Source organism: Mycobacterium lehmannii (genome assembly GCF_001499925.1).
Lineage (GTDB): Bacteria > Actinomycetota > Actinomycetes > Mycobacteriales > Mycobacteriaceae > Mycobacterium > Mycobacterium lehmannii.
In genome coordinates, this window is the sequence record NZ_LQIR01000045.1 from 208,851 (window position 1) to 231,487 (window position 22,637).

Consider the following 22,637-nt stretch of genomic DNA (forward strand, 5'->3'; position numbering starts at 1 on the left):
CTGGCGTCGTGAGCGCATCTGGTTCGGCGGCCGAGGCGCCGGACGCGTCCGCGACGGGCGCTCCGACGGACGGTCCGGTCCGAACCGCCGCCTTCTTCGATCTCGATAAAACGGTCATCGCAAAAAGCAGCACTCTGGCTTTCAGCAAACCTTTTTTTGCGCAAGGACTAATGAATCGGCGGGCCGTGCTGAAGTCCACATACGCCCAATTCCTCTTTCTCATGTCCGGCGCGGACCACGACCAGATGGACCGCATGCGCGCGTACGTCACCAACATGTGTGCCGGCTGGGACGTGGAGCAGGTGAAGTCGATCGTGGGCGAAACCCTGCATGACGTCGTCACGCCGTTGGTTTTCGCGGAGGCGGCCGAGCTGATCGCCGACCACAAACTGTGCGGCCGCGACGTGGTCATGGTGTCGGCCTCCGGGGAGGAAATCGTCGCGCCGATCGCTCGTGCGCTCGGCGCCACACACGCGATGGCCACCCGTATGGTCGTCGAAGACGGCAAATACACCGGAGAGATCGCCTTCTACTGCTACGGCGAGGGCAAGGTGGCCGCGATCCGGGAACTGGCCGAACGCGAGGGTTACGCGCTCGAGCATTCGTATGCCTACTCCGACTCGATCACCGATCTCCCGATGCTCGAGGCCGTCGGCCATCCGAACGTGGTCAATCCCGACCGCACGTTGCGCAAGGAAGCCGCGGCCCGAGGTTGGCCCGTGCTCGACTTCTCCAAACCGGTGTCGCTGCGGGATCGGATTCCGGCCCCGTCGGGTGCGGCCATGGCCACCACCGCGGCGGTCGGCATCAGCGCTTTGGCCGCCGGCGCGCTGACCTATTCGCTGTTGCGGCGCTTCGCCTTCTAGCCAACTCCTCACCCGCCAACCCGGGTTCCGCGTAACGATCCGGACTAGGGCTGATTTGGCCCTTGATGTGATCGCGGTCACGGGGTACAAAGGAGTCACGGAAGCTTGGAGAGGCCAAGATCGAGTCGGAAGAGAAGGCTCGAATCTCCCGCTTCAGGCTCCCCAGCACGGAACCCGGCACCCACGCGGAGCACATGCCGCGGAATAGGCAAAAGTGTTGCGGGCCTGCGTATTTGCGAATAGCGGACGGCTAGAGCGACCCTTTGGGTGGGGTTGCAGTCGAAGCGCATCGACAAGACGCCGAGGCCACCCACGCGACCCATCAGAGCACGCTTGGTAACCGGTCTCCGTGTTAGCGGGCGACGAGCCGAACCACGTTCGGAGCGTCGCCCGCTTCGCGTTGGCGACGAGGCGACGACCTGTGATGGCCGCCCCTTTCAGCAACGCCTCAGGACGACGAGGCCGCCTGGGCGATCGACAGCGCTTCGCGGGCGCCCTCGCGCAATGCGCGGCAGCTCAACAGGATCCACGCGGTCAGGCCGTCGGGGGTGCCGGACGAGAAGCCTCGCGCCGCGGCGTCGTAGTCGCCGGACCGGCGCATCCAGTGAACCTCCGGCACCCCGAGCCCGTGTGGATCGAGCCCGGTGGTGATCGTCACCAACCGCGACGCCGCCCGCGCCACCACACCGTCGGCGGCGCCGAACGGGGCGAGCGTGAGCAGTTCGCCGTGCACGACGGCGGCGAGCACGGGCGCGGGCACCCGGGTCCCTCCCGTGAGGATGTCGGCCAGCAGGGTCAGCCGCGTGCCCACGTGCGCCTCCTGGCGCGGGCGGCCCAACCGCTCGTCGTCGGCGATGTCCGCCGCCGCCAGCGCGTGCAGCCGGGCGATGGCCTGCAGCGGGGCGCGCTGCCAGACGCCGACCAAGGTTGTCGCCCCGCCTTCCACGGCTTCGGACACCCGCAGCGCCCCGGCCAAAACCGGGTCCGGGGTGCCGTCGTCGGACAGCGCGAGCGCACCGCCGTCGAGCACCGACGACGCTCGGGCGGCTCGCAGCGCGGCCTCGGCGGCGCTTTTCGGCCAGCCCCGCAGGTTGGTTCGGTGGCGGTGTGCGCGGCCCAGCGCTTCACGGGCCTCCTCGGCGGCCTCCGCGACGCCGGGCAGGTCAGCCAGCGGCGCCAACGGGTCCTTCGCGAAGCCACCGGTCACGGCAGCACACGCTAGCCGACCGGCGGACGAGCCGACCACGCCGTCTGCGGCGGCAAGCCGACCGTGACATCCCAATGTGTTTCGCCGACAGGGTGACTACCCTCACAGGTATGGCAGAGTCATCGGCGCAGCACGCCCACGGTCCGTCCGTCTATCCCCCGTCTCCGGAGTTCGCCCAGCAGGCGAACGCGACCGAGGAGCTTTACCGTCAGGCCGAGAAGGACCGGCTGGCGTTCTGGGCGGAGCAGGCCAACCGGCTCGATTGGGAGACACCGTTCGACGAGGTGCTCGACTGGTCGGATGCGCCGTTCGCGAAGTGGTTCGTCGGCGGAAAGCTGAACGTCGCCTACAACTGCGTGGACCGGCACGTCGAAGCCGGCCACGGCGACAGGGTGGCCCTGTACTGGGAGGGCGAACCGGTCGGTGACTCGCACGCGCTGACCTACGCCCAACTCAAAGACGAGGTCTGCAAGGCCGCCAACGCGCTGACCGAACTCGGACTCCGTGCGGGGGACCGGGCCGCCATCTACATGCCGATGATCCCCGAGGCGATCGTTGCGATGCTGGCGTGCGCGCGTCTGGGGGTGCTGCACAGTGTGGTGTTCGCCGGATTCTCGTCTTCGGCGCTGGCGGCCCGCATCGAGGACGCCGAGGCCAAGGTGGTCATCACCACCGACGGGCAGTACCGCCGCGGTCAGGCGGTGCCGTTGAAACCCGGCGCCGACGAAGCGGTGCAGGGCCAGGCATCCGTCGAACACGTGCTGGTGGTGGAACGCACCGGCATCGACGTGCCGTGGACCGAGGGCCGCGACATCTGGTGGCACGACATCGTCGACGCCGCCTCCACCGAACACACTCCCGAGGCATTCGACTCCGAACATCCGCTGTTCCTGCTGTACACGTCGGGCACTACCGGCAAGCCCAAGGGCATCGTGCACACCTCCGGCGGTTTTCTCACCCAGTCGTCCTACACCCACTACTACGTGTTCGACGCCAAGCCCGAAACCGACGTGTACTGGTGCACCGCTGACATCGGCTGGGTCACCGGCCACAGCTACATCGTCTTCGGCCCACTTTCCAACGGGTGCACACAAGTGGTCTACGAGGGCACTCCGAATTCGCCCAGCGAGCACCGCCACTTCGAGATCATCGAAAAGTACGGTGTGACAATTTATTACACGGCCCCGACCCTGATCCGCACCTTCATGAAGTGGGGCCGTGAGATTCCCGATGCCCACGACCTGTCCAGCTTGCGCCTGCTGGGGTCGGTGGGCGAGCCGATCAACCCGGAGGCCTGGCGGTGGTACCGCAAGGTGGTCGGGGGCGACCGAACTCCGGTGGTTGATACCTGGTGGCAGACCGAGACCGGGGCGATCATGATCTCCCCGCTGCCCGGTGTGACGGCAGCCAAGCCGGGTGCGGCGATGGCGCCACTTCCGGGTATCACCGCCAAGATCGTCGATGACGAGGGCAAGGAACTGGAGCCCGAAGCCGAAGGCGCCGAGCATGTCACCGGTTACCTCGTGCTCGATCAACCGTGGCCGGCCATGCTGCGCGGTATCTGGAAGGACCCGGAACGATACAAGGAAACCTACTGGAAGCGGTTCGAGAAGCAGGGTTGGTACTTCGCCGGCGACGGCGCCAGGGTCGACGCCGAGGGCGACATCTGGGTGCTCGGCCGCATCGATGACGTGATGAACGTATCGGGACACCGCATTTCGACCGCGGAGGTCGAGTCGGCGTTGGTCGGGCACTCCCATGTCGCCGAGGCTGCGGTCGTCGGCGCCAGCGACGAGACCACCGGCCAGGGAATCTGCGCATTCGTCATCCTCGAGTCGAACGCGAACGACAGCGACGACATGGTGCAGGAGCTTTCCGCACAGGTCGCCAAGGAGATCGGAAAGATCGCGCGACCCAGGGAGATTCACGTCGTACCCGAACTGCCCAAGACGCGCAGCGGCAAGATCATGCGCCGGCTTCTGCGGGACGTGGCCGAAGGCCGTGAACTCGGCGACACGTCGACACTGGTCGATCCGGACGTGTTCGAAGCGATCCGCGCCAGCAAGACCGAAAGCTGAACAAGCACCCGCGGGGATCAGGCGGCGGCGCCGACGGGGACGAAACCCGTCCCCGGCCGGTTCTTGGCCGTGATGTCGGCCAACTGCGTGTTGAACGACATCGTCACCGCGGGGGTGTGCAGCGGGATGTACTTGATGACGCACGTCGGCAGGGCTTCGGAGAAGGCGCCGTGGATCATGCCGACCAGCCGATTGTTGACGGTGACCGGCGCGCCCGAATCGCCGGGCTGACCGCACACCTGGTTGACGATGGTGCCCGGCTCCTCGCCCGGGCCCCACGTCACGCCGCACGAGTAGCCGGTCGTGCGGCCGAGCTTGCAGGCGATGTCACCGGCTACCGGATCGGGGCCCAGGCCGTCGATCTGGAACCCGTCGACGTTGTTGACCGGGCGCACCTTCTGCGGATCGAACTCAATGACCGCGTAGTCCAGGGCGTCGTTGCCCGCGACCATCGTGCCCACCACGCCTGCGGCGTCGACGCCTTCGGCGCTGACCTTGGCCCCGGGCCCGCCGCAGTGCGCGGACGTGAAGCCCACCAGCCGTCCCCTGTTGTCGTTTCCGATCGCGGTGAGCGTGCACAGCGTCTCGCCGTTGACGACGAGGCCCGAGCCGCCACCCAACGAAACCAGTCCCTGAGCGTGCACTGTCGCGGACATCGAGAGGAATGCCGCTGCTGCGACGACGATGGTCGTGGCGAGACGGCACAGCCGGAGGCCGCTGGTCTTCACGTGAACGTTTCCCCTATCGACGCGCCCCGACCTGCCCTGCCACTGATCTGGCCAGTCTATCGTCGGCCGGGATCGTTTGAGCGCACGCCACATGGCAACATGAGTCGCGACCGACACCATCGCCGGCCTATGCGGGAGGAACCGTCGTGAGCGATCGCAGGAATGGCGCGCCGACCACCGTCACGTCGATACCGCTGGTCGACCCGCACGCACCCAAGGCCGACCCGTCGATCGGTGACCTCGTCAAGGACGCGACCGCGCAGGTTTCCACGCTGGTGCGCGCCGAGGTCGAGCTGGCCAAGGCCGAGATCACGCGCGACGTCAAGAAGGGGCTGACCGGCAGCGTCTTCTTCGTCCTCGCGCTGGTCGTGCTGTTCTACTCGACGTTCTTTTTCTTCTTCTTCCTCGGTGAGCTGCTCGACCTGTGGCTGGTCAAGTGGGCGGCCTACCTCATCGTGTTCGGCCTGATGGTCGTCGTCACCGCCATCTTCGCCTTCCTCGGTTATCTCAAGGTGCGACGCATCCGCGGCCCGCAGAAGACGATCGAATCGGTCAAGGAGATCCCCGAGGCGCTGACGCCGGGCCACGACAGGACCAAGGAGATCGCCTCGGGCGACGGAAAGCCGGCGTCGACGGCCGACCCGTCGGGCTGGTAAGTGCCCCCACCCGCCCCGTCGGTCGTCCGCATCGACGGACCGTGGCGGCATCTGAAGGTGCACGCCAACGGAATTCGCTTCCACGTGGTCGAAGCGGAGGGTGACGCGGCTGGGGGCGCCGAGCGGCCGCTGGTGATCCTGCTGCACGGATTCGGCTCGTTCTGGTGGTCCTGGCGCCACCAACTACGCGGCTTGTCCGGTGCCCGCGTGGTCGCCGTCGACCTGCGCGGTTACGGTGCCAGCGACAAACCCCCGCGAGGCTACGACGGCTGGACGCTGGCCGGTGACACCGCGGGCCTGGTGCGGGCTCTGGGCCACAAGAGCGCGACGCTGGTCGGGCATGCCGACGGCGGCCTGGTGTGCTGGGCAACCGCCGTGCTGCATCCGCGCGCCGTCCGCGCTATCGCCGTGGTCAGCTCACCGCATCCGGCGGCGTTGCGCGCTTCTGCGCTGCGCCGTCGCGACCAGGGCCGCGCGCTGCTGCCGTGGATGCTGCGCTACCAGGTGCCGATGTGGCCCGAGCGGGCATTGACCCGCAACGACGGTGCCGAACTCGAACGCCTGGTGCGCAGCCGCGCCGGCGACAAATGGCTTACCACCGAAGACTTCTCCGAGACCATCGCGCACATGCGCCGCGCCATTCAGATCCCCGGCGCCGCGCACTCGGCCCTCGAGTATCAGCGGTGGGCGGTGCGCAGCCAGCTACGCGGGGAGGGCAGGCGCTTCATACGCGAGATGAAGCGACCGATCAACGTTCCGGTGCTGCATATGCGCGGTGTTGCCGACCCGTATGTACTCGCCGATCCCGTGTACCGGACGCAGCGTTACGCACCGCACGGTAGGTACGTATCCATCGATGGCGCAGCACATTTCGGCCACGAGGAGGCACCGGACACGGTGAACGACCAGTTGTCCCGCTTCGTGGGCCAGGTCTACGGCTAGGCGACGCAGGCGCCGGTGGGCACCCGATCGGTGTTGCCGAGCTTGGCCAGTTGCTGCGACACCTCGTTGGCGGTGAGCACGAAACCGGTGTCGGCGTCGTCGACCGCGGCACCGAACACCACGCCCAGCACCCGGCCCTCTCGATCGATCATCGGCCCACCCGAATTACCCTGGCGCACAGTGCCTCTAATGGTGTAGACCTCGCGCTCGACAGTGGTGGTGCGATAGATGTCGGGGCCACTCAGCTCGATGATCTCGCGGACGCGCGCCGGCGTGGCGACGAAGTTTCCGCCGCCGGGATAGCCCATCACCACGGCGTCGGTACCGGTGGTGGCGGGGGTGTCGGCGAACGACAGAGGCGCCGAAGGCAGGTCCGGCACGTCGAGGATCGAGATGTCGGCCTGCGGGTCGTAGGACACGACGAACGCGTCGTAGGTCTGCCCGTCGGCCTCGACGGTGACGCTCTCCGATCCGGCGACGACGTGCGCGTTGGAGATCACGCGGTTGCTGGCGGCGACGAAACCGGTTCCTTCGAGGACCTTCTGGCAGCCAGGGGCGACCCCGCGGATCTTGACGACGCTGGGCCGCGCCGACGCCACGACCGGGTCGGCGGCCAGAGCGGCGTCGGGCGCGTCGACGGCGACGATCGGGGTGCGCCCGAACGGTTGCAGCACGTCGGGCAGGCCGGAGGTGTCCAGCAACGCCGAGAGCCGCTTGGGCACCTCGCGCAGCCACGCAGGCGCCAGGTCGTTGACTTCCTTGAGCACCTGCGAGCCACGCACGGCCGCGGCGAGGTTCGGCTGATCCGACGACTGCAGCGGGTACGTCAGCATCCACGCGGCCACCAGGACCGCCAAGGTTTGTATTGCCACCCCGATCAGCGAGTCGACCGTCCGCAGCGAGCGGTTGCGGATGGCGCTGCGCACCGCCCGGCCGAGCACCACGCCGGCGATCTCGCCCACGACGACCAACGCCAGGATCAAGAACAGCGTCACGAACAGCTTCGTGCGCGGCCCGTCGATGTTGGCGACCAGATGGGGCGCCAGCAGCACCCCGGCCACAGCGCCGAGGACCACCCCGAGGAACGACAGCATCGAGCCCAGTGCGCCTGAGCGCCAGCCCGAAATGCCCGCCACGAAGGCGATGCCGAGGACAATGAGGTCCACCCACTGCGACGATGTCATGGTTGTGCATCACCGTAACCGGCACCGCGGCCGACGAGCGCCATTGCGTCCTCCAGTTCGCGCACGTCGTCGGTATTCCACGGCTTTGCCCATCCGGCGACGTCGAGCATCGCCGAGATCACCTGACCGGTGAAACCCCACACCAGCATCTCGTTGAGCAGGAACGCCGGACCCGCGTAGCGTCGCGTGTTGGCCTTGCGGTACACCATGATTCGGTTCTCAGGGTTGATGAACGCGCGCACCGGAACCCGGGCGACATGCGCGGTCTCGGCCTCGTCGACGACACCCACGGGGCCCGGGTCCGGCGAGTAGGCCAGCACCGGTACGACGTGGAACCCCGACGGGGGGATGAACAATCGCTCCATCGTGGTGAGCGGATGTAACCGCTGCCCGTCGATCCCGGTCTCCTCGTTGGCCTCGCGCAGCGCCGTCTGCACCGGGCTGTGGTCGCCGGATTCGACGGCGCCTCCGGGAAACGCGGCCTGACCTGCGTGGTGGCGCAGGGTGCCCGCGCGCACCGTGACCAGAAGGTCGGCCTCGTCGGGCGCGGCGCCGGTCGGGGAGTCGGCGGGCCCGGAGAACAACACCAGCACCGCCGCCTCCCGCGCGTCGGCCTGCGCCGGTTTTCCTTCGCTGGTGACCATCGCGAGCAGCTCGGGCGGCACCCGCCTGCGGTAGGCCCGCTTGATGTCGCCTGCGTTGTCCAGCAACGGTTTGAGCCAGGCCGGGGCGGCATCGGGCATCAGACCGCTGCCCTCGCTGACCCAGCTCACCCCGGCTCTCCCGTCCTCGCGCCGACCTGCGGCCCCACCGCTGCGGCGATCTCATCGGCGCTGGTGAAAGAGCGCGGCAGGACCTCGCCAACGCTACCGTCCGCGCGCAACACCACGGTTGCGGGCATGACGTTGGGCACCCGTAGCGCGGCGGCGATCAGCCGCCTGCCGTCCTGCAAGGTGGGCAGACGCACGCCGAGTTCGGCCAGCCGCAGCAGCGCCGCCGTCTCGTTCTCGTCCTGGTGCACGGTCAGCACGGTCACGGCCGACCCCATGCGCTGCTGATATTCGGCCATCGCGGGGAGTTCGGCCGCGCACGGCGCGCACCAGTACGCCCACAGGTTGAGCACGACGACGCGTCCGGCCAGCGCCTTGGCTACGTCGACCATCGCCCCGTCGCCCGCGCACTCCAGCGTGATTCCGCGCAGTGCCTCGGATCCGGCTCCGGCTCCCGGCGCGGGGCACGGCGGCAGGTCGGCCTCGGCCCGCGGGCCGGCCAGCGCCTCGGCGGTGTCGGCGGCACGGCGGTCGCGCGCGCTGTGCTGCGACGGCGCCCCCGTGGAGTCGGTGTCGCGGTCCAACTGCGACCACAGCGCCCACCCGAGAGCCATGAGGACCACGAGCACCACGACGGTCCAACGGGTCGAGGTACTCACAGTGGTTCGGGGGTGCGTCGGTTACAGACCGGCCATAGCCAGCAGATGCTCGGTTTCGGGTCCCTTGACCAGCGGCGCGGCAATCAGGGGATCGGTCGGCCCGATGCCGAAGGAGGGGCAGTCGTTGGCCAGCACGCAGACCCCACACGCCGGCTTGCGCGCGTGGCAGACGCGGCGGCCGTGAAAGATCACCCGATGGCTCAGGTCGGTCCACTCGCTGCGCTCGATGAGCGCACCGACCGCATGCTCGACCTTGACCGGATCCTCTTCGGTGGTCCACCCCCAGCGGCGCACGAGCCTGCCGAAATGGGTGTCGACCGTGATGCCGGGGACGCCGAACGCGTTGCCGAGGATGACGTTGGCGGTCTTGCGGCCGACCCCCGGCAGGCTGACCAGCTCCTCCATGGTGGCCGGTACCTCCCCGTCGAACCGCTCGACGAGTTCCTGGCCGAGCCGGATGAGCGAGTTGGCCTTGTTGCGATAGAACCCGGTGGGCCGGATGAGCTCTTCAAGTTCGGTGCGGTCGGCCTGCGCGTAGTCCAGGGCGGTGCGATATTTCTTGAACAGCGCCGGCGTCGTGAGGTTGACCCGCTTGTCGGTGCTTTGGGCCGACAGGATCGTCGCGACGGTGAGCTCGAGCGGGTCGGTGAAGTCCAGCTCGCAGTACACGTGCGGAAATGCCTGCGCCAGCGTGCGATTCATTCGCCGTGCACGACGGACGAGCCCAATCCGCGTCTCGCCGTCCCGTTTCCGGGCGCGCTTGGGCCTACCCGCGTTCTTTGCCGACGCCTCACTTACGGTCACGCATGCCAGGGTACTGAGACGCCCGGACAAAGCCACCGCAAAGCCACCGCGAACCGCGCTGCCGAACTGCTGCGGACCGGTGACGTTTCGTGATCCCGCTGAGACTTTCGCCGTGTTTACTTCTGCCTTGTGTCGTGGTTGCTCGTTGGCCTGATTCCGGGGTTGCTGATGGCTGCGACGCTCGGGCTGCAACGCCTGGAGGCCGGCCTGCACCGAGACACGGTCTCAGCCACCGATGTGGCGCACTTCTTCGAGCAGGCCGAGCCGTTGGACGTCGACACGCTGGCGCGGGACGGAATGAGCCGCGCACTGGACGGTCTGCGCCATCGCCAGCACGTCGCGCACGCGTTCACCAGCGGGTCAGCGGCGCATTTCCGGGACGCGGATCTGCCGGTACGGCCAAATCCCCAGCACGCGATGAATCCGGAATTTCAGCAGACCCGACATGCCGATCGTGTGTAGCGTGGGCTGGTCACGAAATCGGGTACCTCTAGACTTATCTCGCTTACCGATAGAGGTCGGCTTCACCTAACAGCTTAAGAGGGGCAACGTGGACGAGATCCTGGCGCGGGCCGGAATCTTCCAGGGGGTCGAACCCAGCGCCGTCACCGCGCTGACCAAGCAATTGCAGCCAGTCGACTTCCCCCGTGGACACACCGTGTTCGCCGAGGGTGAGCCCGGCGATCGGCTCTACATCATCATTTCCGGCAAGGTCAAGATCGGACGCCGCTCGCCGGACGGCCGCGAGAACCTGCTCACGATCATGGGCCCTTCGGACATGTTCGGTGAACTCTCGATCTTCGACCCGGGCCCGCGGACGTCGAGCGCGACCACCATCACCGAGGTTCGCGCGGTGTCGATGGACCGCGACGCGCTGCGCGCGTGGATCGCCGACCGCCCCGAGATCGCCGAGCAGTTGCTGCGGGTGCTCGCCCGCCGGTTGCGCCGCACCAACAACAACCTCGCCGATTTGATCTTCACCGACGTTCCCGGCCGGGTGGCCAAGCAGCTGCTTCAGCTGGCGCAGCGGTTCGGCACCCAGGAGGGCGGCGCGCTGCGGGTGACCCATGACCTCACTCAGGAGGAGATCGCCCAGCTCGTCGGCGCATCGCGGGAGACCGTCAACAAGGCGCTCGCCGATTTCGCCCATCGCGGCTGGATTCGCTTGGAAGGCAAGAGCGTTCTGATCTCCGACTCGGAACGGCTCGCGCGCCGAGCCCGGTAGCGATTTGTGCACATCGAGGAGCGGTGAGCGCTCCAGAATGTGCACAAATCACTCAGGTGCGCAGATAGTCGAGCTGCGCTTGGACGCTCCATTCCGCTACGTCCCATAGCTTCTCGTCGACGTCGGTGTAGACGTGCTCGACGACCTGACGCACGGTGGCGTCGTCGCCGAGCACCCGCAACGCCGCGCGCACCTGGTCGAGCCGCTCCTCGCGGTGCGCCAGGTACATGTCGGTCACGGCTTCGAGGCTCTCCAGATCGGGCCCGTGCCCGGGCAACACGGTGCGCGGTCCGAGGCCCCGCAGCCGCTGCAGTGACTCCAGGTAGTCGGCGAGGCTGCCGTCCTCCTTGTCGATGACGGTCGTCCCGCGGCCCAGCACGGTGTCGGCCGTCAGGACCGCATCGTCGAGCAGGAACGACACCGAGTCGGCGGTGTGGCCCGGGGTGGCCATCACGGTGATGCGCAGCCCCGCGGCTTCGATGACCTCGCCATCGGTGAGCGGGCCGCCGAGGCCTCGCAGGAATCCGCTGCCCACGGAACGCACCACCGCGCCCGTGCGGTCGACGATCTTGTCGATGGCCCCGGTGTGATCCTCGTGTTTGTGGCTGATCAGCACCAACGGAATCGTTCCCAGCTCCGCGATCCGCCCGATGTGCTCGTCGTCGTCAGGTCCGGGGTCGACGACGACCATCTCGTCGCTGCCGGGGCCGCGCAACACCCAGGTGTTGGTGCCGTCCAGCGTCAACAAGCCGGGGTTGTCGCACAGCAGCACCGAGGCGGTGTCGGTGACCCGACGCAGCCGTCCGTACGCCGGATGCTCCGGCGTCACCCGACCTCCACGATCACTTCGACCTCGACAGGAGCGTCCCTCGGCAGCTCGGACACCCCGACCGCGGAGCGGGCATGCGCGCCTGCCTCCCCGAACACCTCCCCGAAGAGCTCCGACGCGCCGTTGATCACACCCGGCTGACCGTGGAATCCCGGCGCGGAGGCGACGAACCCGACCACCTTGACCACGCGGGTCACCGCGTCGATGCCGACCAGCGAGTGCACCGCGGCCAGCGCGTTGAGCGCGCTCACCCAGGCCAGCTCGTGGGCCTGCTCGGGGGTGACCCCTGCGCCGACCTTGCCCGTGAGCACCAATTCACCGTCGCGAATCGGCAGCTGGCCCGCGGTGTAGACGAGGTTGCCGGTGCGCACTGCGGGCACGTAGGCCGCCAACGGCGCGACCAAAGGAGGCAGCTCGATGCCCAGCTCCGCCAGCCGCGCGGACGGTGTCACTTGGGACGCTTGAGGTAGGCGACGTGCTGTTCGCCCGTGGGGCCCGGCAGCACAGACACCAACTCCCAACCGTCCTCGCCCCACTGATCGAGGATCTGCTTGGTGGCGTGGGTCAGCAGCGGGACGGTGGCGTATTCCCAACGGGTCGATTCGGTCATGCGCCCGAGCTTATCGGTGACCGCTATGTGGCCGCGGACCTGCGGAGCACGCAACCGCGTTGGCTAGCATGCACGGGTGGCTTCCACTACCAATGGCGGTAGATCCGTCGGCTGGCCCTCTCGGCTGAGCAAGGCTCGACTGCACTTCGTCACCGGCAAGGGTGGCACCGGCAAATCCACGATCGCCGCATCGCTGGCGTTGGCGCTGGCGGCCGGCGGCCGCAAGGTGCTGTTGGTGGAAGTCGAAGGGCGCCAAGGTATTGCGCAGTTGTTCGACGTGCCGCCGCTGCCCTACCAGGAGGTCAAGATCGCGACCGCCGAGGGCGGCGGTCAGGTCAACGCGCTGGCCATCGACACCGAGGCCGCGTTCCTGGAGTACCTCGACATGTTCTACAACCTGGGTCTGGCCGGGCGTGCGATGCGCCGGATCGGGGCCGTCGAATTCGCGACCACGATCGCGCCGGGTCTGCGCGACGTGCTGCTGACCGGCAAGATCCGTGAGATCGTGACCCGCGCCGAGAAGGGCAAACAGCCCGTCTACGACGCGGTCGTGGTCGACTCCCCGCCGACGGGTCGCATCGCGCGGTTCCTCGACGTCACCAAGGCGGTGTCGGATCTGGCCAAGGGCGGCCCGGTGCACGGGCAGGCCGAAAGTGTGGTCAAGGTGCTGCACTCCGACATGACCGCGGTCCATCTGGTCACGCTGCTGGAGGCGCTGCCCATCCAGGAGACGCTGGAGGCGATCGACGAGCTCAAGGAACTCGGGCTGCCCATCGGCAGCGTGATCGTCAACCGTGACATCCCCGCGTACCTGCCCGCCGATGCGTTGACCAAGGCGGCCGAAGGCGACATCGACGCCGACACCGTGCGCGCCGACCTCGCCGAGGCCGGAATCTCGTTGTCGGACTCCGATTTCGCCGGGCTGCTGACCGAGGCGATCCAGCATGCGACCCGTATCCAGGCGCGCGCCGAAAGCGCGGAGCAACTCGACGCGCTGGACGTGGCGCGCCTGCAGCTGCCGCAGATCGTCGACGGTGTCGATCTGGGCAGCCTGTACGAACTCGCCGAAGAACTCGAACGCCAAGGGGTGCGCTGATGGGCGCTCGCGCGAAGAAGGGTCGGAATTGATGAGTACGACTCCACCGGCCCTCGACTTGGGCTCGATTCTCAGGGACACGTCGAACCGCGTCGTGGTGTGCTGCGGCGCAGGAGGCGTCGGCAAGACCACCACGGCTGCGGCGATGGCGCTGCGCGCGGCGGAGTACGGCAGGACCGTCGTCGTGCTGACCATCGACCCGGCCAAGCGGCTCGCCCAGGCGCTGGGCATCAAGACGCTCGGCAACACTCCGCAGCGGGTTCCGCTGGCCCCCGAGGTGTCGGGCGAACTGCACGCGATGATGCTCGACATGCGCCGAACGTTCGACGAGATGGTCATCCAGTACTCGGGAACCCAACGTGCACAAGAGATTCTGGACAACCAGTTCTATCAGACGGTGGCCACCTCGCTGGCGGGCACTCAGGAGTACATGGCCATGGAGAAGCTCGGTCAACTCCTGGCCGAGGACCGGTGGGACCTGGTCGTCGTCGACACCCCACCGTCACGCAACGCGTTGGACTTTCTCGACGCGCCAAAGCGGTTGGGCGGCTTCATGGACAGCAGGCTGTGGAAGCTGCTGCTGGGGCCCGGGCGGGGTATCGGCCGGTTGGTCACGGGGGCGATGGGTCTGGCGATGAAGGCGCTGTCCACGGTTCTGGGATCGCAAATGCTCTCGGACGCAGCGGCTTTCGTGCAGTCGCTGGACTCGACGTTCGGCGGCTTCCGTGAGAAGGCCGACCGCACCTATGAGCTGCTCAAGCGGCGCGGGACGCAGTTCGTGGTGGTCTCGGCGGCCGAACCGGACGCCCTTCGCGAGGCGTCGTTCTTCGTCGACCGACTCTCCGAGGAGCACATGCCGCTGGCCGGTCTGATCCTCAACCGCACCCACCCGATGCTGTGCGATCTGCACGCCGAGAAGGCCGAGGAAGCCGCCGAGACGATCGAGAAGAGCGATCCGGAGTCGGTGACGGCAGCGGTGCTTAGAATCCACGCCGACCGGGCCATGACCGCCAAGCGTGAGATCCGGCTGCTGTCGCGCTTCACCGGGGCCAACCCGCACGTGTCGATCGTGGGCGTGCCCTCGCTGCCGTTCGACGTCTCGGACCTGGAAGCGCTGCGGGCGATCGCCGATCAGATCACCGGCGAGACCGCCGCGTAGCGAGAAAGCCGCCGGCGCGGCCTAGACCGCGTTGCGATGCTTGCGCTGCGCGTTGAAGAACTCCGCCCAGGAGACGACCTCGGGGTGCTGCTTGAGCAGAGCGCGGCGCTGCCGCTCGGTCATTCCGCCCCAGACCCCGAACTCCACCCGATTGTCGAGCGCGTCGGCGCCGCACTCGAGGATCACCGGACAGTGCCGGCAGATCACTGCGGCTTTGCGCTGTGCGGCCCCCCGGACGAACAGCTCATCAGGATCGGTCTGGCGGCATCGGGCTTGCGACACCCAGGCGATGCGGGCTTCGGCCTCGGCACCGTGGACGACACTGTGAGCCGACGATGTCATCGCGGTCCTGCGCGCCGCGGGCCTCGTAGCTGACACCAGAGTTCCCTCCGTTCCAACCGCCCCCCGGTCAACACCGGTACGGCGCGATCCCTGGTAGTAGAGCGCTCATGCGATCTACGTCACATTGCGAGGGGTCAGTGTGACCTGTATCGCACTGTCCGACCAAATTAGATGGTCAAAGCCGTCTTGCGCAATACGTACGCCTCCACTTTTTTGGGACGACCGTGCCGTCAGTCGGCAGAATTGACGTCCGCGCCGGTCGTCGCGTTTTCACAGTTCTGGGATCGCCCGTGGCGAGCCCGCGTTTTGCGACGTCGTTAGTCTGTAGGTCATGCCGGACAGTCCACCGCCGACCCCGCCTCCGCGGGCGGTGACGGTGATCAAGCTCGCCTGGTGCGTTCTGTTGGCCAGCGTGATCACCGCGGCGTTGCTGTTTCCGGTGGTCGGTGGGTTCGGCCTGGTCTCCAACCGCGCCTCCGACGTGGTGGCCAACGGCTCGGCGCAACTCGTCGAAGGTGAGGTCCCGCAGGTCTCGACGATGGTCGACGCCAAGGGCAACGTCATCGCCTGGCTCTACAACCAGCGCCGCTTCGAGGTGCCCAGCGATCAGATCGCCAACACGATGAAACTGGCGATCGTCTCGATCGAGGACAAGCGGTTCGCCGAACACAACGGCGTCGACTGGCAGGGCACGCTGACCGGCCTGTCGGGGTACCTGTCCGGCAACCTGGACACCCGCGGCGGTTCGACGATCGAGCAGCAGTACGTCAAGAACTACCAACTGCTGGTGATCGCCCAGACCGACGCCGAAAAGCGCGCCGCCATCGAGACCACCCCGGCCCGCAAGCTGCGTGAGATCCGGATGGCCCTGACGTTGGACAAGACGTTCACCAAGTCCGAGATTCTGACCCGCTATCTGAACCTGGTGTCGTTCGGCAACGGCGCCTTCGGTGTGCAGGACGCCGCACAGACGTACTTCGGGATCAACGCCTCCGAGTTGAACTGGCAGCAGGCCGCGCTGCTGGCGGGCATGGTGCAGTCGACCAGCGCGCTGAACCCCTACACAAACCCCGAGGGTGCGCTGGCGCGGCGAAACCTGGTGCTGGACACCATGATTCAGAACATCCCCGAGGAAGCCGCCGCGCTGCGGGCCGCCAAGGAGGAGCCGCTGGGCGTCCTCCCGCAGCCCAAGGAACTGCCGCGCGGCTGCATCGCCGCCGGCGACCGCGCGTTCTTCTGTGACTACGTGCTCGAATATCTGGCGCGCGCGGGTGTCAGCAAAGAACAGGTCGCCAGGGGCGGATACCTGATCAGGACCACCCTCGACCCCGACGTCCAGGGTCCGGTGAAGGCGGCGGTGAACCAGTTCGCCGCCCCTGACCTCGACGGTGTGGCCAGCGTGATGAGCGTGATCAAGCCCGGCAAGGAATCGCATCCGGTGCTGGCGATGGCCAGCAGCCGCACCTACGGGCTCAACCTCGATGCCGGTGAGACCATGCAGCCGCAACCATTCTCCTTGGTAGGTGACGGTGCCGGGTCGACGTTCAAGCTGTTCACCACCGCGGCGGCCTTGGAGATGGGGATGGGCATCAACGCCCAGCTCGACGTGCCCGCGCAGTTCCAGGCCAAGGGCCTGGGCAGCAGCGACACCCCGGGTTGCCCGGCCGCGACGTGGTGTGTGAAGAACGCGGGCGGTTACCGCGGCACCATGAACATCACCGACGCGTTGGCCACCTCACCCAACACGGCTTTCGCGAAATTGATCTCGCAGGTCGGCGTGCAGCGCAGCGTCGACATGGCGGTCCGGCTGGGACTGCGCTCCTACGCGCTGCCGGGCACCGCGCGCGACTACGACCCCGACAGCAACGAGAGCCTGGCCGACTTCATCAAGCGGCAGAACCTCGGCTCGTTCGTGCTGGGACCGATCGAGATCAACGCGCTCGAGTTCTCCAACGTCGGAGCGACGTTGGCCTCCGGCGGCGTGTGGTGCCCGCCGAATCCGATCGCCCAGGTCATCGACCGGCACGGCGAGGAAGTCTCGGTCACCACAGAGACCTGCGAGCAGGCGGTGCCCGAGGGCCTGGCGAACACGCTGGCCAACGCCATGAGCAAGGACGACGAGGGGGCGGGCACCGCCGCGGGAGCGGCCGGTTCGGTCGGCTGGGACCTGCCGATGTCGGGTAAGACCGGCACCACCGAGGCCCACCGCTCGTCGGCCTTCCTCGGCTTCACCAACACCCTCGCTGCCGGGAACTACATCTACGACGACTCCACCGCACCCGGTGAACTGTGCTCGTTCCCGCTGCGCAAGTGCGGGTACGGCAACCTGTACGGCGGTAACGAACCGGCCAGGACGTGGTTCGCCGCGATGAAACCGATCGCCAACAACTTCGGCGAGGTACGGCTGCCCCCGACCGATCCGCGCTACGTCGAGGGCGGACCCGGCTCGCGGGTGCCCAGCGTTTCGGGCCTGACCGAGAGCGCGGCCCGACAGCGGTTGCGTGACTCCGGCTTCCAGGTCGCCGACCAAGCGTCCTCGGTGAACAGCAATGCGCCACGGGGCTCCGTGGTCGGCACGACCCCGGGCGGTCAGACGGTTCCGGGGTCGATCATCACGATCCAGGTCTCCAACGGCATTCCGCCGGCCCCGCCACCGCCTCCGCCCGGCGCGATACCCGGCCTGCCAGCGCCGGTCGGCCAGACGGTGGTCGAGATTCCCGGGCTGCCACCGATCACCGTGCCGGTGCTCGGGCCCCCTCCGCCTGCGCCACCGCCTCCACCGTGATGGGTGTGCAGTTGCCCACGCCCGAGCGGTCGAGAGCGCTTCGTCGGGGCCACTGGCAGTAGGCTCTGCAGCATGTCCGCCCATTCGACGACGATCCTGAAGAACTCCGCCGCGGCGTCCGCAGGCGCGCTGGTCGCCGGCATCGGCTACGCAGCGATGATCGAGCGCAACGCCTTCGTGGTGCGAGAAGTGACGATGCCGGTACTGGCACCCGGGTCCTCACCGTTGAAGGTGCTGCACATCAGCGACATTCACATGCGTCCCGGACAGCGGCGCAAGCAGGCCTGGCTGCGCGAGCTGGTCGCCTTGGAACCCGATCTCGTGATCAACACCGGCGACAACCTCGCCCACCCCAAGGCCGTGCCCGCTGTAGTGCAGTCACTGTCGGAGTTGCTGTCGATCCCGGGGCTGTTCGTGTTCGGCAGCAACGACTATTTCGGGCCGACGCCGAAGAACCCGCTCAACTACATCACCCGGCCCGGCCATCGCGTCCACGGCGAACCGCTGCCGTGGCAGGACCTGCGGGCGGCGTTCACCGAGCGTGGCTGGCTGGACCTGACCCACACCCGCCGCGAGTTGGAGGTGCGCGGCCAGCTGATCGCGGCCGCAGGCGTCGACGACCCACATCTGTCTCGGGACCGCTACGAGACCGTCGCCGGTCCGGCCAGTCCCGCCGCGAACCTCACCCTGGGGCTGACCCATTCGCCTGAGCCACGGGTCCTCGACCGGTTCGCGGCCGACGGCTATCAGCTGGTGATGGCGGGCCACACTCACGGCGGCCAGTTGTGCCTGCCGTTCTACGGCGCCCTCGTCACCAACTGCGGTCTGGACCGGTCGCGGGCCAAGGGCCCGTCGCGCTGGGGTGCGCACACCCTACTGCACGTCTCGGCGGGCATCGGCACCTCGCCGTACGCCCCCCTGCGGTTCTGCTGCCGTCCCGAGGCCACGCTGCTGACACTGGTCGCTGCCCCGATCGGCGGTCAGGACGCAGACGTTCGGGCGGGCACGTCCCATCCGAGCGTCGCGGTGCGGTGACTGACAAGGCCCTCACCGCAAGCCGGAGTAGCCCACGCGCGTGGGTCGACGACGCCGTCCGGTTGATCGAGGCCGACGCGCGCCGTAGCGCAGACACCCACCTGTTGCGCTATCCGTTGCCGTCGGCCTGGTGTGACGGCTGCGATCTGCAGCTGTATCTGAAGGACGAGACGACCCACATCACCGGCAGCCTCAAGCACCGGCTGGCGCGGTCGCTGTTCCTTTACGCGCTGTGCAACGGGTGGATCGACGAGAACACCACGATCATCGAGGCGTCGTCGGGGTCGACCGCGGTGTCCGAGGCGTACTTCGCGGCGCTGCTCGGCCTGCCGTTCATCGCCGTGATGCCGTCTTCGACGAGCACCAGCAAGATCGCATTGATCGAATCTCAGGGCGGCCGTTGCCATTTCGTCGCCGAGTCCAGTCAGGTGTATGCCGAGGCCGAACGGCTCGCCGAAGCCACCGGCGGGCACTATATCGATCAGTTCACCAACGCCGAGCGGGCCACCGACTGGCGCGGCAACAACAACATCGCCGAGTCGATCTTCGAGCAGATGCGTGACGAAGCGCACCCCGTGCCCGACTGGATCGTGGTAGGCGCGGGCACCGGCGGGACGAGCGCCACCATCGGCCGCTATATCCGCTACCGCCGCTACGCCACTCGGCTCTGCGTGGTCGACCCGGAGAACTCGGCCTTCTTCCCGTCCTACGCGCAGGGCCGCGGTGACGTCGTCACCGGTATGTCGTCGCGCATCGAGGGAATCGGCCGACCGCGGGTGGAGCCGTCGTTTCTGCCTGGCGTGGTCGACCGAATGGTCGTCGTACCGGACGCCGCGTCGGTTGCCGCGGCCCGGCACGCCAGCACGGTACTGGGCCGACGGGTGGGACCGTCGACGGGGACGAACCTCTGGGGGGCGTTCGGCCTGCTGGCCGAGATGAGGAATGAGGGTCGCAGCGGATCAGTGGTGACACTGCTCGCCGACAGCGGTGACCGCTACGCGGAGACCTACTTTTGCGACGAGTGGCTGACCAGCCAGGGGTTGGACCCCTCGGAGTTCGCGTCGGTGTTGGCCGAGTTCGAACGCTCGGGGCGCTGGCCCTGATCGTCGTCACCGCCGATCAGCGGGCCGTCGGAGGTGAGGAACAGCCACACCGCGGCGAGAACGAAGAAACCCAGGTAGATGGATGCGCCTAAGCCAGTCATCTTGTCCTCGCTTCGTCGATTGCTTTCATGATGGACAACGCCGCCGACAAGTCGTTGCTTCCCGTGGCGTGTCGCAAATCACGGCTTCCGCCGAGCACTTATGCCGTCGCGAGGCGTACACCAGGGTCGCGATCCGGTGGCGGATCGCAGCCCTGGTGTAGCTCTCGCGAACGGGGAAGGCCGCACCCTTTAGGCGTTTGGCTCAGCGACCCGCTGGTGCGATACGCTGTCGTGGCTTCACGCGGGGTGTGGCGCAGCTTGGTAGCGCGCTTCGTTCGGGACGAAGAGGTCGTGGGTTCGAATCCCGCCACCCCGACTGCGAAAGTGCCGGCTCTAGATTCGCTGTGAGCCGAACGACTCATACCGAACATGCGTTTGACCGGTGCGGATGAGGGTATTGAGAAGGACGTGACTTTACCGTCGACGCGAGTCGAACCTGCCCTTCCGAAGGCCGCCGGACCGCTGTCTGCAGCCGTCATCGATCTCCTGCAGCGCGGCCGTCCGTCGTTGCCGCTGCGTCCGATCGACGTGCCGATGTTCGACGCCGATCCGTACGGCCTCGACCTCCAACTCGCTCTGTACATCTGCTACGAGCTGCACTACCGCGGCTTCGTCGGCGTGAGCCCGCGCTGGGAGTGGAACCCCGCGCTGCTGCACCTGCGCGGCCGGTTCGAGGAGGCGTTCCTGGACGCGGTGCGCCAGGACGTCGGCGAGATCGGCGAGGGCGAGACCGCGGAAGCCGAGATGGACAAGCTGTCGATCGAACCGGTCGACGGCGAGGGCCCGTCATACTTCCTGCGCGACAAGGGCACCTGGGAGCAGATGCTCGAATACTTCGTGCACCGCTCGGTGTACCACCTCAAAGAGGGCGACCCGCACGCCTGGACCATCCCTCGCCTGGCCGGACACTCGAAAGCGGCGTTCGTCGCGGTCGAGTTCGACGAGTTCGGCGGTGGCCGTGGCGAACACGTGCACCAGCACCTGTACGCGCAATTGATGGATGCGGCGGGTCTCGACTCGTCCTACCTCGGCTACCTCGACCACGTCTCCGCCGACGCGTTGGCGTCGGTGAACCTGATGTCGTTGTTCGGATTGCACCGCGAACTGCGCGGCGCGTCGATCGGGCATTTCGCTTCGACGGAGATCACGTCGTCGCCCGGCTCGCGACGCCTGGTGGAAGCGTTGCGCCGCATGGGCGCCCCCGACGCCTGCGTGGCGTTCTACCACGAGCACGTGGTGGCCGATGCCGTCCACGAGCAGGTGGTCCGCACCGATGTCGTCGGCGATCTCGTCGCTAAGGAGCCGCAACTGGACCGCGATGTCGTGTTCGGCATGCGGGCGCTGGACGTGGTCGAGGGACGCCTGGCCACGCACCTGATGAACTGCTGGACCGAGAACCGCTCGTCGCTACGCCGGCCGCTGAGCTGACGCGACTTTGTCATCGGCGGGCACGTCGCCCTTTGTGGACACGTCGGCACGCTTGCGACGCCGGTGACTGGTGTCGCACAGCGGATAGTCCTTGCTGCGCCGGCAAGTGCACACCGCGACCATGAACCGGTCCGATTCCACGACCTGGCCGTTGGGCATCTCGATGCGCACCGGCCCCTGCACCATCAGCGGACCGTTCGGTACCACCCGCACGGTGCGCGGTTCGGCATCGCTCATGGCTTGTCCGCCCGGATCACCAGCAGTTCCTCTTCGCGGCGACCCGGTTCGAGGCGGCCGCACTCCTCGAGCCACAATGCCCGCGACGACAGCACCGGTCCAAATGGGATCCACTGCCGTGCAACAATTTCCGCGTCGAGACCGGCGCAAGCAAGTGCACCGAGCGTCTGTCGCGGATCGGCGAACTCCGACTGCACGAGGAGCAGGCTGCCCCCGTGGTCGAGAAGGTCGGGCACCGTCGCGCACAGCGGGTCGAGTACGAGCCGGCCATCGCATCCGGCATCCCATGCCCGAGGGGGTCCCACGTAGGCCGGGAGGGGTTCGCATTCGGCGCTCGGATCGTGCGGTACATACGGCGGATTGCAGACGACCAGGTCGAAGGGGCCGAATTCGACTGCCCGCGCCCATGATCCGAGGTGCACATCGACGTCGACTCCGGACGCCGTCGCGTTTGCCCGCGCACAGCGCACCGCGCGCTGGCAGATGTCGAAGGCGGTCACCGATGCGGCGCCCTGTTCGGCGGCCCCGATCGCGACGACACCACTTCCGGTGCACAAGTCGACCACGTGCCGGCCGCGCGCGAGCGTCATTTGGTCCATGACCTCGATGAGCAGCTGTGAGTCTTCCTGCGGCGCGTAGACGCCCTCATCCGCGACCAAAGGGCCACGGACATCGGTGTATGCGGTTGTCACGACGGCCTTTCGACAGGTTCTTCTGCTGCGCAATGCAGCACTGCGCGAAATTAATGCCCGGTATCGGGGCTGTTAAAACGTGGGCGCTCGTTTTGCTGCGC

The 22,637-nt window shown here is 67.6% G+C and carries 24 protein-coding genes and 1 tRNA gene; 13 read left to right on the forward strand and 12 right to left on the reverse strand.

Features of this window, described 5'->3' with window-relative positions; genetic code table 11:
• Positions 1–8: 8 nt before the first annotated feature.
• On the forward strand, positions 9–866 hold the full coding sequence (locus AU192_RS20410) for an HAD-IB family hydrolase (protein ID WP_064399322.1): 858 nt from the start codon (positions 9–11) through the stop codon (positions 864–866).
• Positions 867–1,314: 448 nt separating this feature from the next.
• Here the strand turns inward: AU192_RS20410 and AU192_RS20415 are convergent, their stop codons facing one another.
• A complete protein-coding gene (locus tag AU192_RS20415) occupies positions 1,315–2,073 on the reverse strand; it encodes a Fic family protein (protein ID WP_064399323.1) in 759 nt (252 codons plus the stop codon).
• A gap of 110 nt (positions 2,074–2,183) precedes the next feature.
• On the opposite strand from AU192_RS20415, the gene acs reads away from it, so the two are divergent.
• Entirely contained in the window at positions 2,184–4,151 is a 1,968-nt protein-coding gene (gene acs / locus AU192_RS20420; protein ID WP_064399324.1) for an acetate--CoA ligase, read from the forward strand.
• A gap of 17 nt (positions 4,152–4,168) precedes the next feature.
• On the opposite strand, the gene AU192_RS20425 is transcribed toward acs, so the two are convergent.
• On the reverse strand, positions 4,169–4,837 hold the full coding sequence (locus tag AU192_RS20425) for a chymotrypsin family serine protease (protein ID WP_094288184.1): 669 nt from the start codon (positions 4,835–4,837) through the stop codon (positions 4,169–4,171).
• A 188-nt stretch (positions 4,838–5,025) separates the two neighbouring features.
• On the opposite strand from AU192_RS20425, the gene AU192_RS20430 reads away from it, so the two are divergent.
• Both AU192_RS20430 and AU192_RS20435 read left to right on the forward strand, forming a co-directional pair.
• Positions 5,026–5,535 carry a phage holin family protein gene (locus tag AU192_RS20430; RefSeq protein WP_064399325.1) on the forward strand — a complete coding sequence of 170 codons (510 nt, stop codon included), beginning with the start codon at positions 5,026–5,028 and terminating at the stop codon, positions 5,533–5,535.
• Positions 5,536–6,477 (forward strand): alpha/beta fold hydrolase, encoded by a 942-nt coding sequence (locus AU192_RS20435; protein ID WP_064399326.1) that lies wholly within the window; start codon positions 5,536–5,538, stop codon positions 6,475–6,477.
• Here AU192_RS20435 and marP read toward each other — a convergent pair.
• From marP to nth, 4 genes are read right to left on the reverse strand one after another with little or no spacing between them, the layout of a single operon-like run.
• Positions 6,474–7,661 (reverse strand): acid resistance serine protease MarP, encoded by a 1,188-nt coding sequence (gene marP / locus AU192_RS20440; RefSeq protein WP_064399327.1) that lies wholly within the window; start codon positions 7,659–7,661, stop codon positions 6,474–6,476. The two genes, AU192_RS20435 and marP, sit on opposite strands and share 4 nt — an antisense overlap.
• The gene (locus tag AU192_RS20445) at positions 7,658–8,434 is read right to left on the reverse strand and encodes an NUDIX hydrolase (RefSeq protein WP_064399328.1); all 777 of its coding nucleotides are present in this window, start codon (positions 8,432–8,434) and stop codon (positions 7,658–7,660) included. Before AU192_RS20445 ends, marP begins: the two co-directional genes overlap by 4 nt.
• Complete coding sequence (locus tag AU192_RS20450; protein WP_064399329.1) at positions 8,431–9,090, reverse strand: TlpA family protein disulfide reductase; 660 nt, start codon at positions 9,088–9,090, stop codon at positions 8,431–8,433. The genes AU192_RS20445 and AU192_RS20450 overlap by 4 nt, the downstream gene beginning before the upstream one ends.
• A 21-nt stretch (positions 9,091–9,111) precedes the next feature.
• Positions 9,112–9,792, reverse strand: coding sequence for an endonuclease III (nth, locus tag AU192_RS20455; protein WP_064399330.1), 681 nt, complete (start codon positions 9,790–9,792; stop codon positions 9,112–9,114).
• Between the two features lie 270 nt (positions 9,793–10,062).
• Between nth and AU192_RS20460 the strand changes: the two genes are divergently transcribed.
• Positions 10,063–10,356, forward strand: coding sequence for a hypothetical protein (locus AU192_RS20460; RefSeq protein ID WP_064399388.1), 294 nt, complete (start codon positions 10,063–10,065; stop codon positions 10,354–10,356).
• Between the two features lie 88 nt (positions 10,357–10,444).
• Positions 10,445–11,119, forward strand: coding sequence for a cAMP-activated global transcriptional regulator CRP (gene crp / locus AU192_RS20465; RefSeq protein ID WP_064347819.1), 675 nt, complete (start codon positions 10,445–10,447; stop codon positions 11,117–11,119).
• A 52-nt stretch (positions 11,120–11,171) separates the two neighbouring features.
• Here the strand turns inward: crp and AU192_RS20470 are convergent, their stop codons facing one another.
• The 3 genes from AU192_RS20470 to sp36 are packed head-to-tail and all read right to left on the reverse strand — an operon-like array spanning position 11,172 to position 12,558.
• Positions 11,172–11,948 (reverse strand): MBL fold metallo-hydrolase, encoded by a 777-nt coding sequence (locus AU192_RS20470; protein ID WP_064399331.1) that lies wholly within the window; start codon positions 11,946–11,948, stop codon positions 11,172–11,174.
• Positions 11,945–12,400, reverse strand: coding sequence for a RidA family protein (locus tag AU192_RS20475; RefSeq protein WP_064399332.1), 456 nt, complete (start codon positions 12,398–12,400; stop codon positions 11,945–11,947). The genes AU192_RS20470 and AU192_RS20475 overlap by 4 nt, the downstream gene beginning before the upstream one ends.
• Positions 12,397–12,558, reverse strand: coding sequence for a Sp36 family protein (sp36, locus tag AU192_RS25230; protein WP_094288127.1), 162 nt, complete (start codon positions 12,556–12,558; stop codon positions 12,397–12,399). The genes AU192_RS20475 and sp36 overlap by 4 nt, the downstream gene beginning before the upstream one ends.
• 76 nt (positions 12,559–12,634) lie before the next feature.
• On the opposite strand from sp36, the gene bagA reads away from it, so the two are divergent.
• Both bagA and bagB read left to right on the forward strand, forming a co-directional pair.
• Positions 12,635–13,654 (forward strand): ATPase BagA, encoded by a 1,020-nt coding sequence (bagA, locus tag AU192_RS20480; protein ID WP_064399333.1) that lies wholly within the window; start codon positions 12,635–12,637, stop codon positions 13,652–13,654.
• Positions 13,655–13,685: 31 nt separating this feature from the next.
• Positions 13,686–14,813, forward strand: coding sequence for an ATPase BagB (gene bagB, locus AU192_RS20485; protein WP_064399334.1), 1,128 nt, complete (start codon positions 13,686–13,688; stop codon positions 14,811–14,813).
• Positions 14,814–14,834: 21 nt separating this feature from the next.
• On the opposite strand, the gene AU192_RS20490 is transcribed toward bagB, so the two are convergent.
• On the reverse strand, positions 14,835–15,191 hold the full coding sequence (locus AU192_RS20490; RefSeq protein ID WP_064399335.1) for a WhiB family transcriptional regulator: 357 nt from the start codon (positions 15,189–15,191) through the stop codon (positions 14,835–14,837).
• A 295-nt stretch (positions 15,192–15,486) separates the two neighbouring features.
• Between AU192_RS20490 and ponA2 the strand changes: the two genes are divergently transcribed.
• From ponA2 to AU192_RS20515, 5 genes are all read left to right on the forward strand, one after another.
• Positions 15,487–17,940 (forward strand): transglycosylase/D,D-transpeptidase PonA2, encoded by a 2,454-nt coding sequence (gene ponA2, locus AU192_RS20495; RefSeq protein ID WP_064399336.1) that lies wholly within the window; start codon positions 15,487–15,489, stop codon positions 17,938–17,940.
• A gap of 72 nt (positions 17,941–18,012) precedes the next feature.
• A complete protein-coding gene (locus AU192_RS20500) occupies positions 18,013–18,975 on the forward strand; it encodes a metallophosphoesterase (RefSeq protein WP_064399337.1) in 963 nt (320 codons plus the stop codon).
• Complete coding sequence (gene cds1 / locus AU192_RS20505; protein ID WP_064399338.1) at positions 18,972–20,078, forward strand: L-cysteine desulfhydrase Cds1; 1,107 nt, start codon at positions 18,972–18,974, stop codon at positions 20,076–20,078. Before AU192_RS20500 ends, cds1 begins: the two co-directional genes overlap by 4 nt.
• A gap of 343 nt (positions 20,079–20,421) precedes the next feature.
• Positions 20,422–20,495 (forward strand) — tRNA-Pro (locus tag AU192_RS20510).
• A 92-nt stretch (positions 20,496–20,587) separates the two neighbouring features.
• Complete coding sequence (locus AU192_RS20515) at positions 20,588–21,607, forward strand: iron-containing redox enzyme family protein (protein ID WP_207544962.1); 1,020 nt, start codon at positions 20,588–20,590, stop codon at positions 21,605–21,607.
• Here AU192_RS20515 and AU192_RS20520 read toward each other — a convergent pair.
• Complete coding sequence (locus AU192_RS20520) at positions 21,587–21,844, reverse strand: CDGSH iron-sulfur domain-containing protein (protein WP_064399340.1); 258 nt, start codon at positions 21,842–21,844, stop codon at positions 21,587–21,589. The genes AU192_RS20515 and AU192_RS20520 overlap by 21 nt on opposite strands.
• Positions 21,841–22,536, reverse strand: a complete 696-nt coding sequence (locus tag AU192_RS20525) for a HemK2/MTQ2 family protein methyltransferase (protein WP_064399341.1) — start codon at positions 22,534–22,536, stop codon at positions 21,841–21,843. The genes AU192_RS20520 and AU192_RS20525 overlap by 4 nt, the downstream gene beginning before the upstream one ends.
• Between the last annotated feature and the right edge of the window lie 101 nt (positions 22,537–22,637).

Bases quoted from the DNA above. Each gene is read 5' to 3' on its own strand.
- marP (WP_064399327.1), bottom strand. From the start codon at position 7,661: ATGACATCGTCGCAGTGGGTGGACCTCATTGTCCTCGGCATCGCCTTC.
- AU192_RS20520 (WP_064399340.1), bottom strand. From the start codon at position 21,844: ATGAGCGATGCCGAACCGCGCACCGTGCGGGTGGTACCGAACGGTCCG.
- acs (WP_064399324.1), top strand. From the start codon at position 2,184: ATGGCAGAGTCATCGGCGCAGCACGCCCACGGTCCGTCCGTCTATCCC.
- bagB (WP_064399334.1), top strand. From the start codon at position 13,686: ATGAGTACGACTCCACCGGCCCTCGACTTGGGCTCGATTCTCAGGGAC.
- AU192_RS20500 (WP_064399337.1), top strand. From the start codon at position 18,013: ATGTCCGCCCATTCGACGACGATCCTGAAGAACTCCGCCGCGGCGTCC.
- AU192_RS20460 (WP_064399388.1), top strand. From the start codon at position 10,063: ATGGCTGCGACGCTCGGGCTGCAACGCCTGGAGGCCGGCCTGCACCGA.
- sp36 (WP_094288127.1), bottom strand. From the start codon at position 12,558: ATGACCGAATCGACCCGTTGGGAATACGCCACCGTCCCGCTGCTGACC.
- nth (WP_064399330.1), bottom strand. From the start codon at position 9,792: ATGAATCGCACGCTGGCGCAGGCATTTCCGCACGTGTACTGCGAGCTG.
- ponA2 (WP_064399336.1), top strand. From the start codon at position 15,487: ATGCCGGACAGTCCACCGCCGACCCCGCCTCCGCGGGCGGTGACGGTG.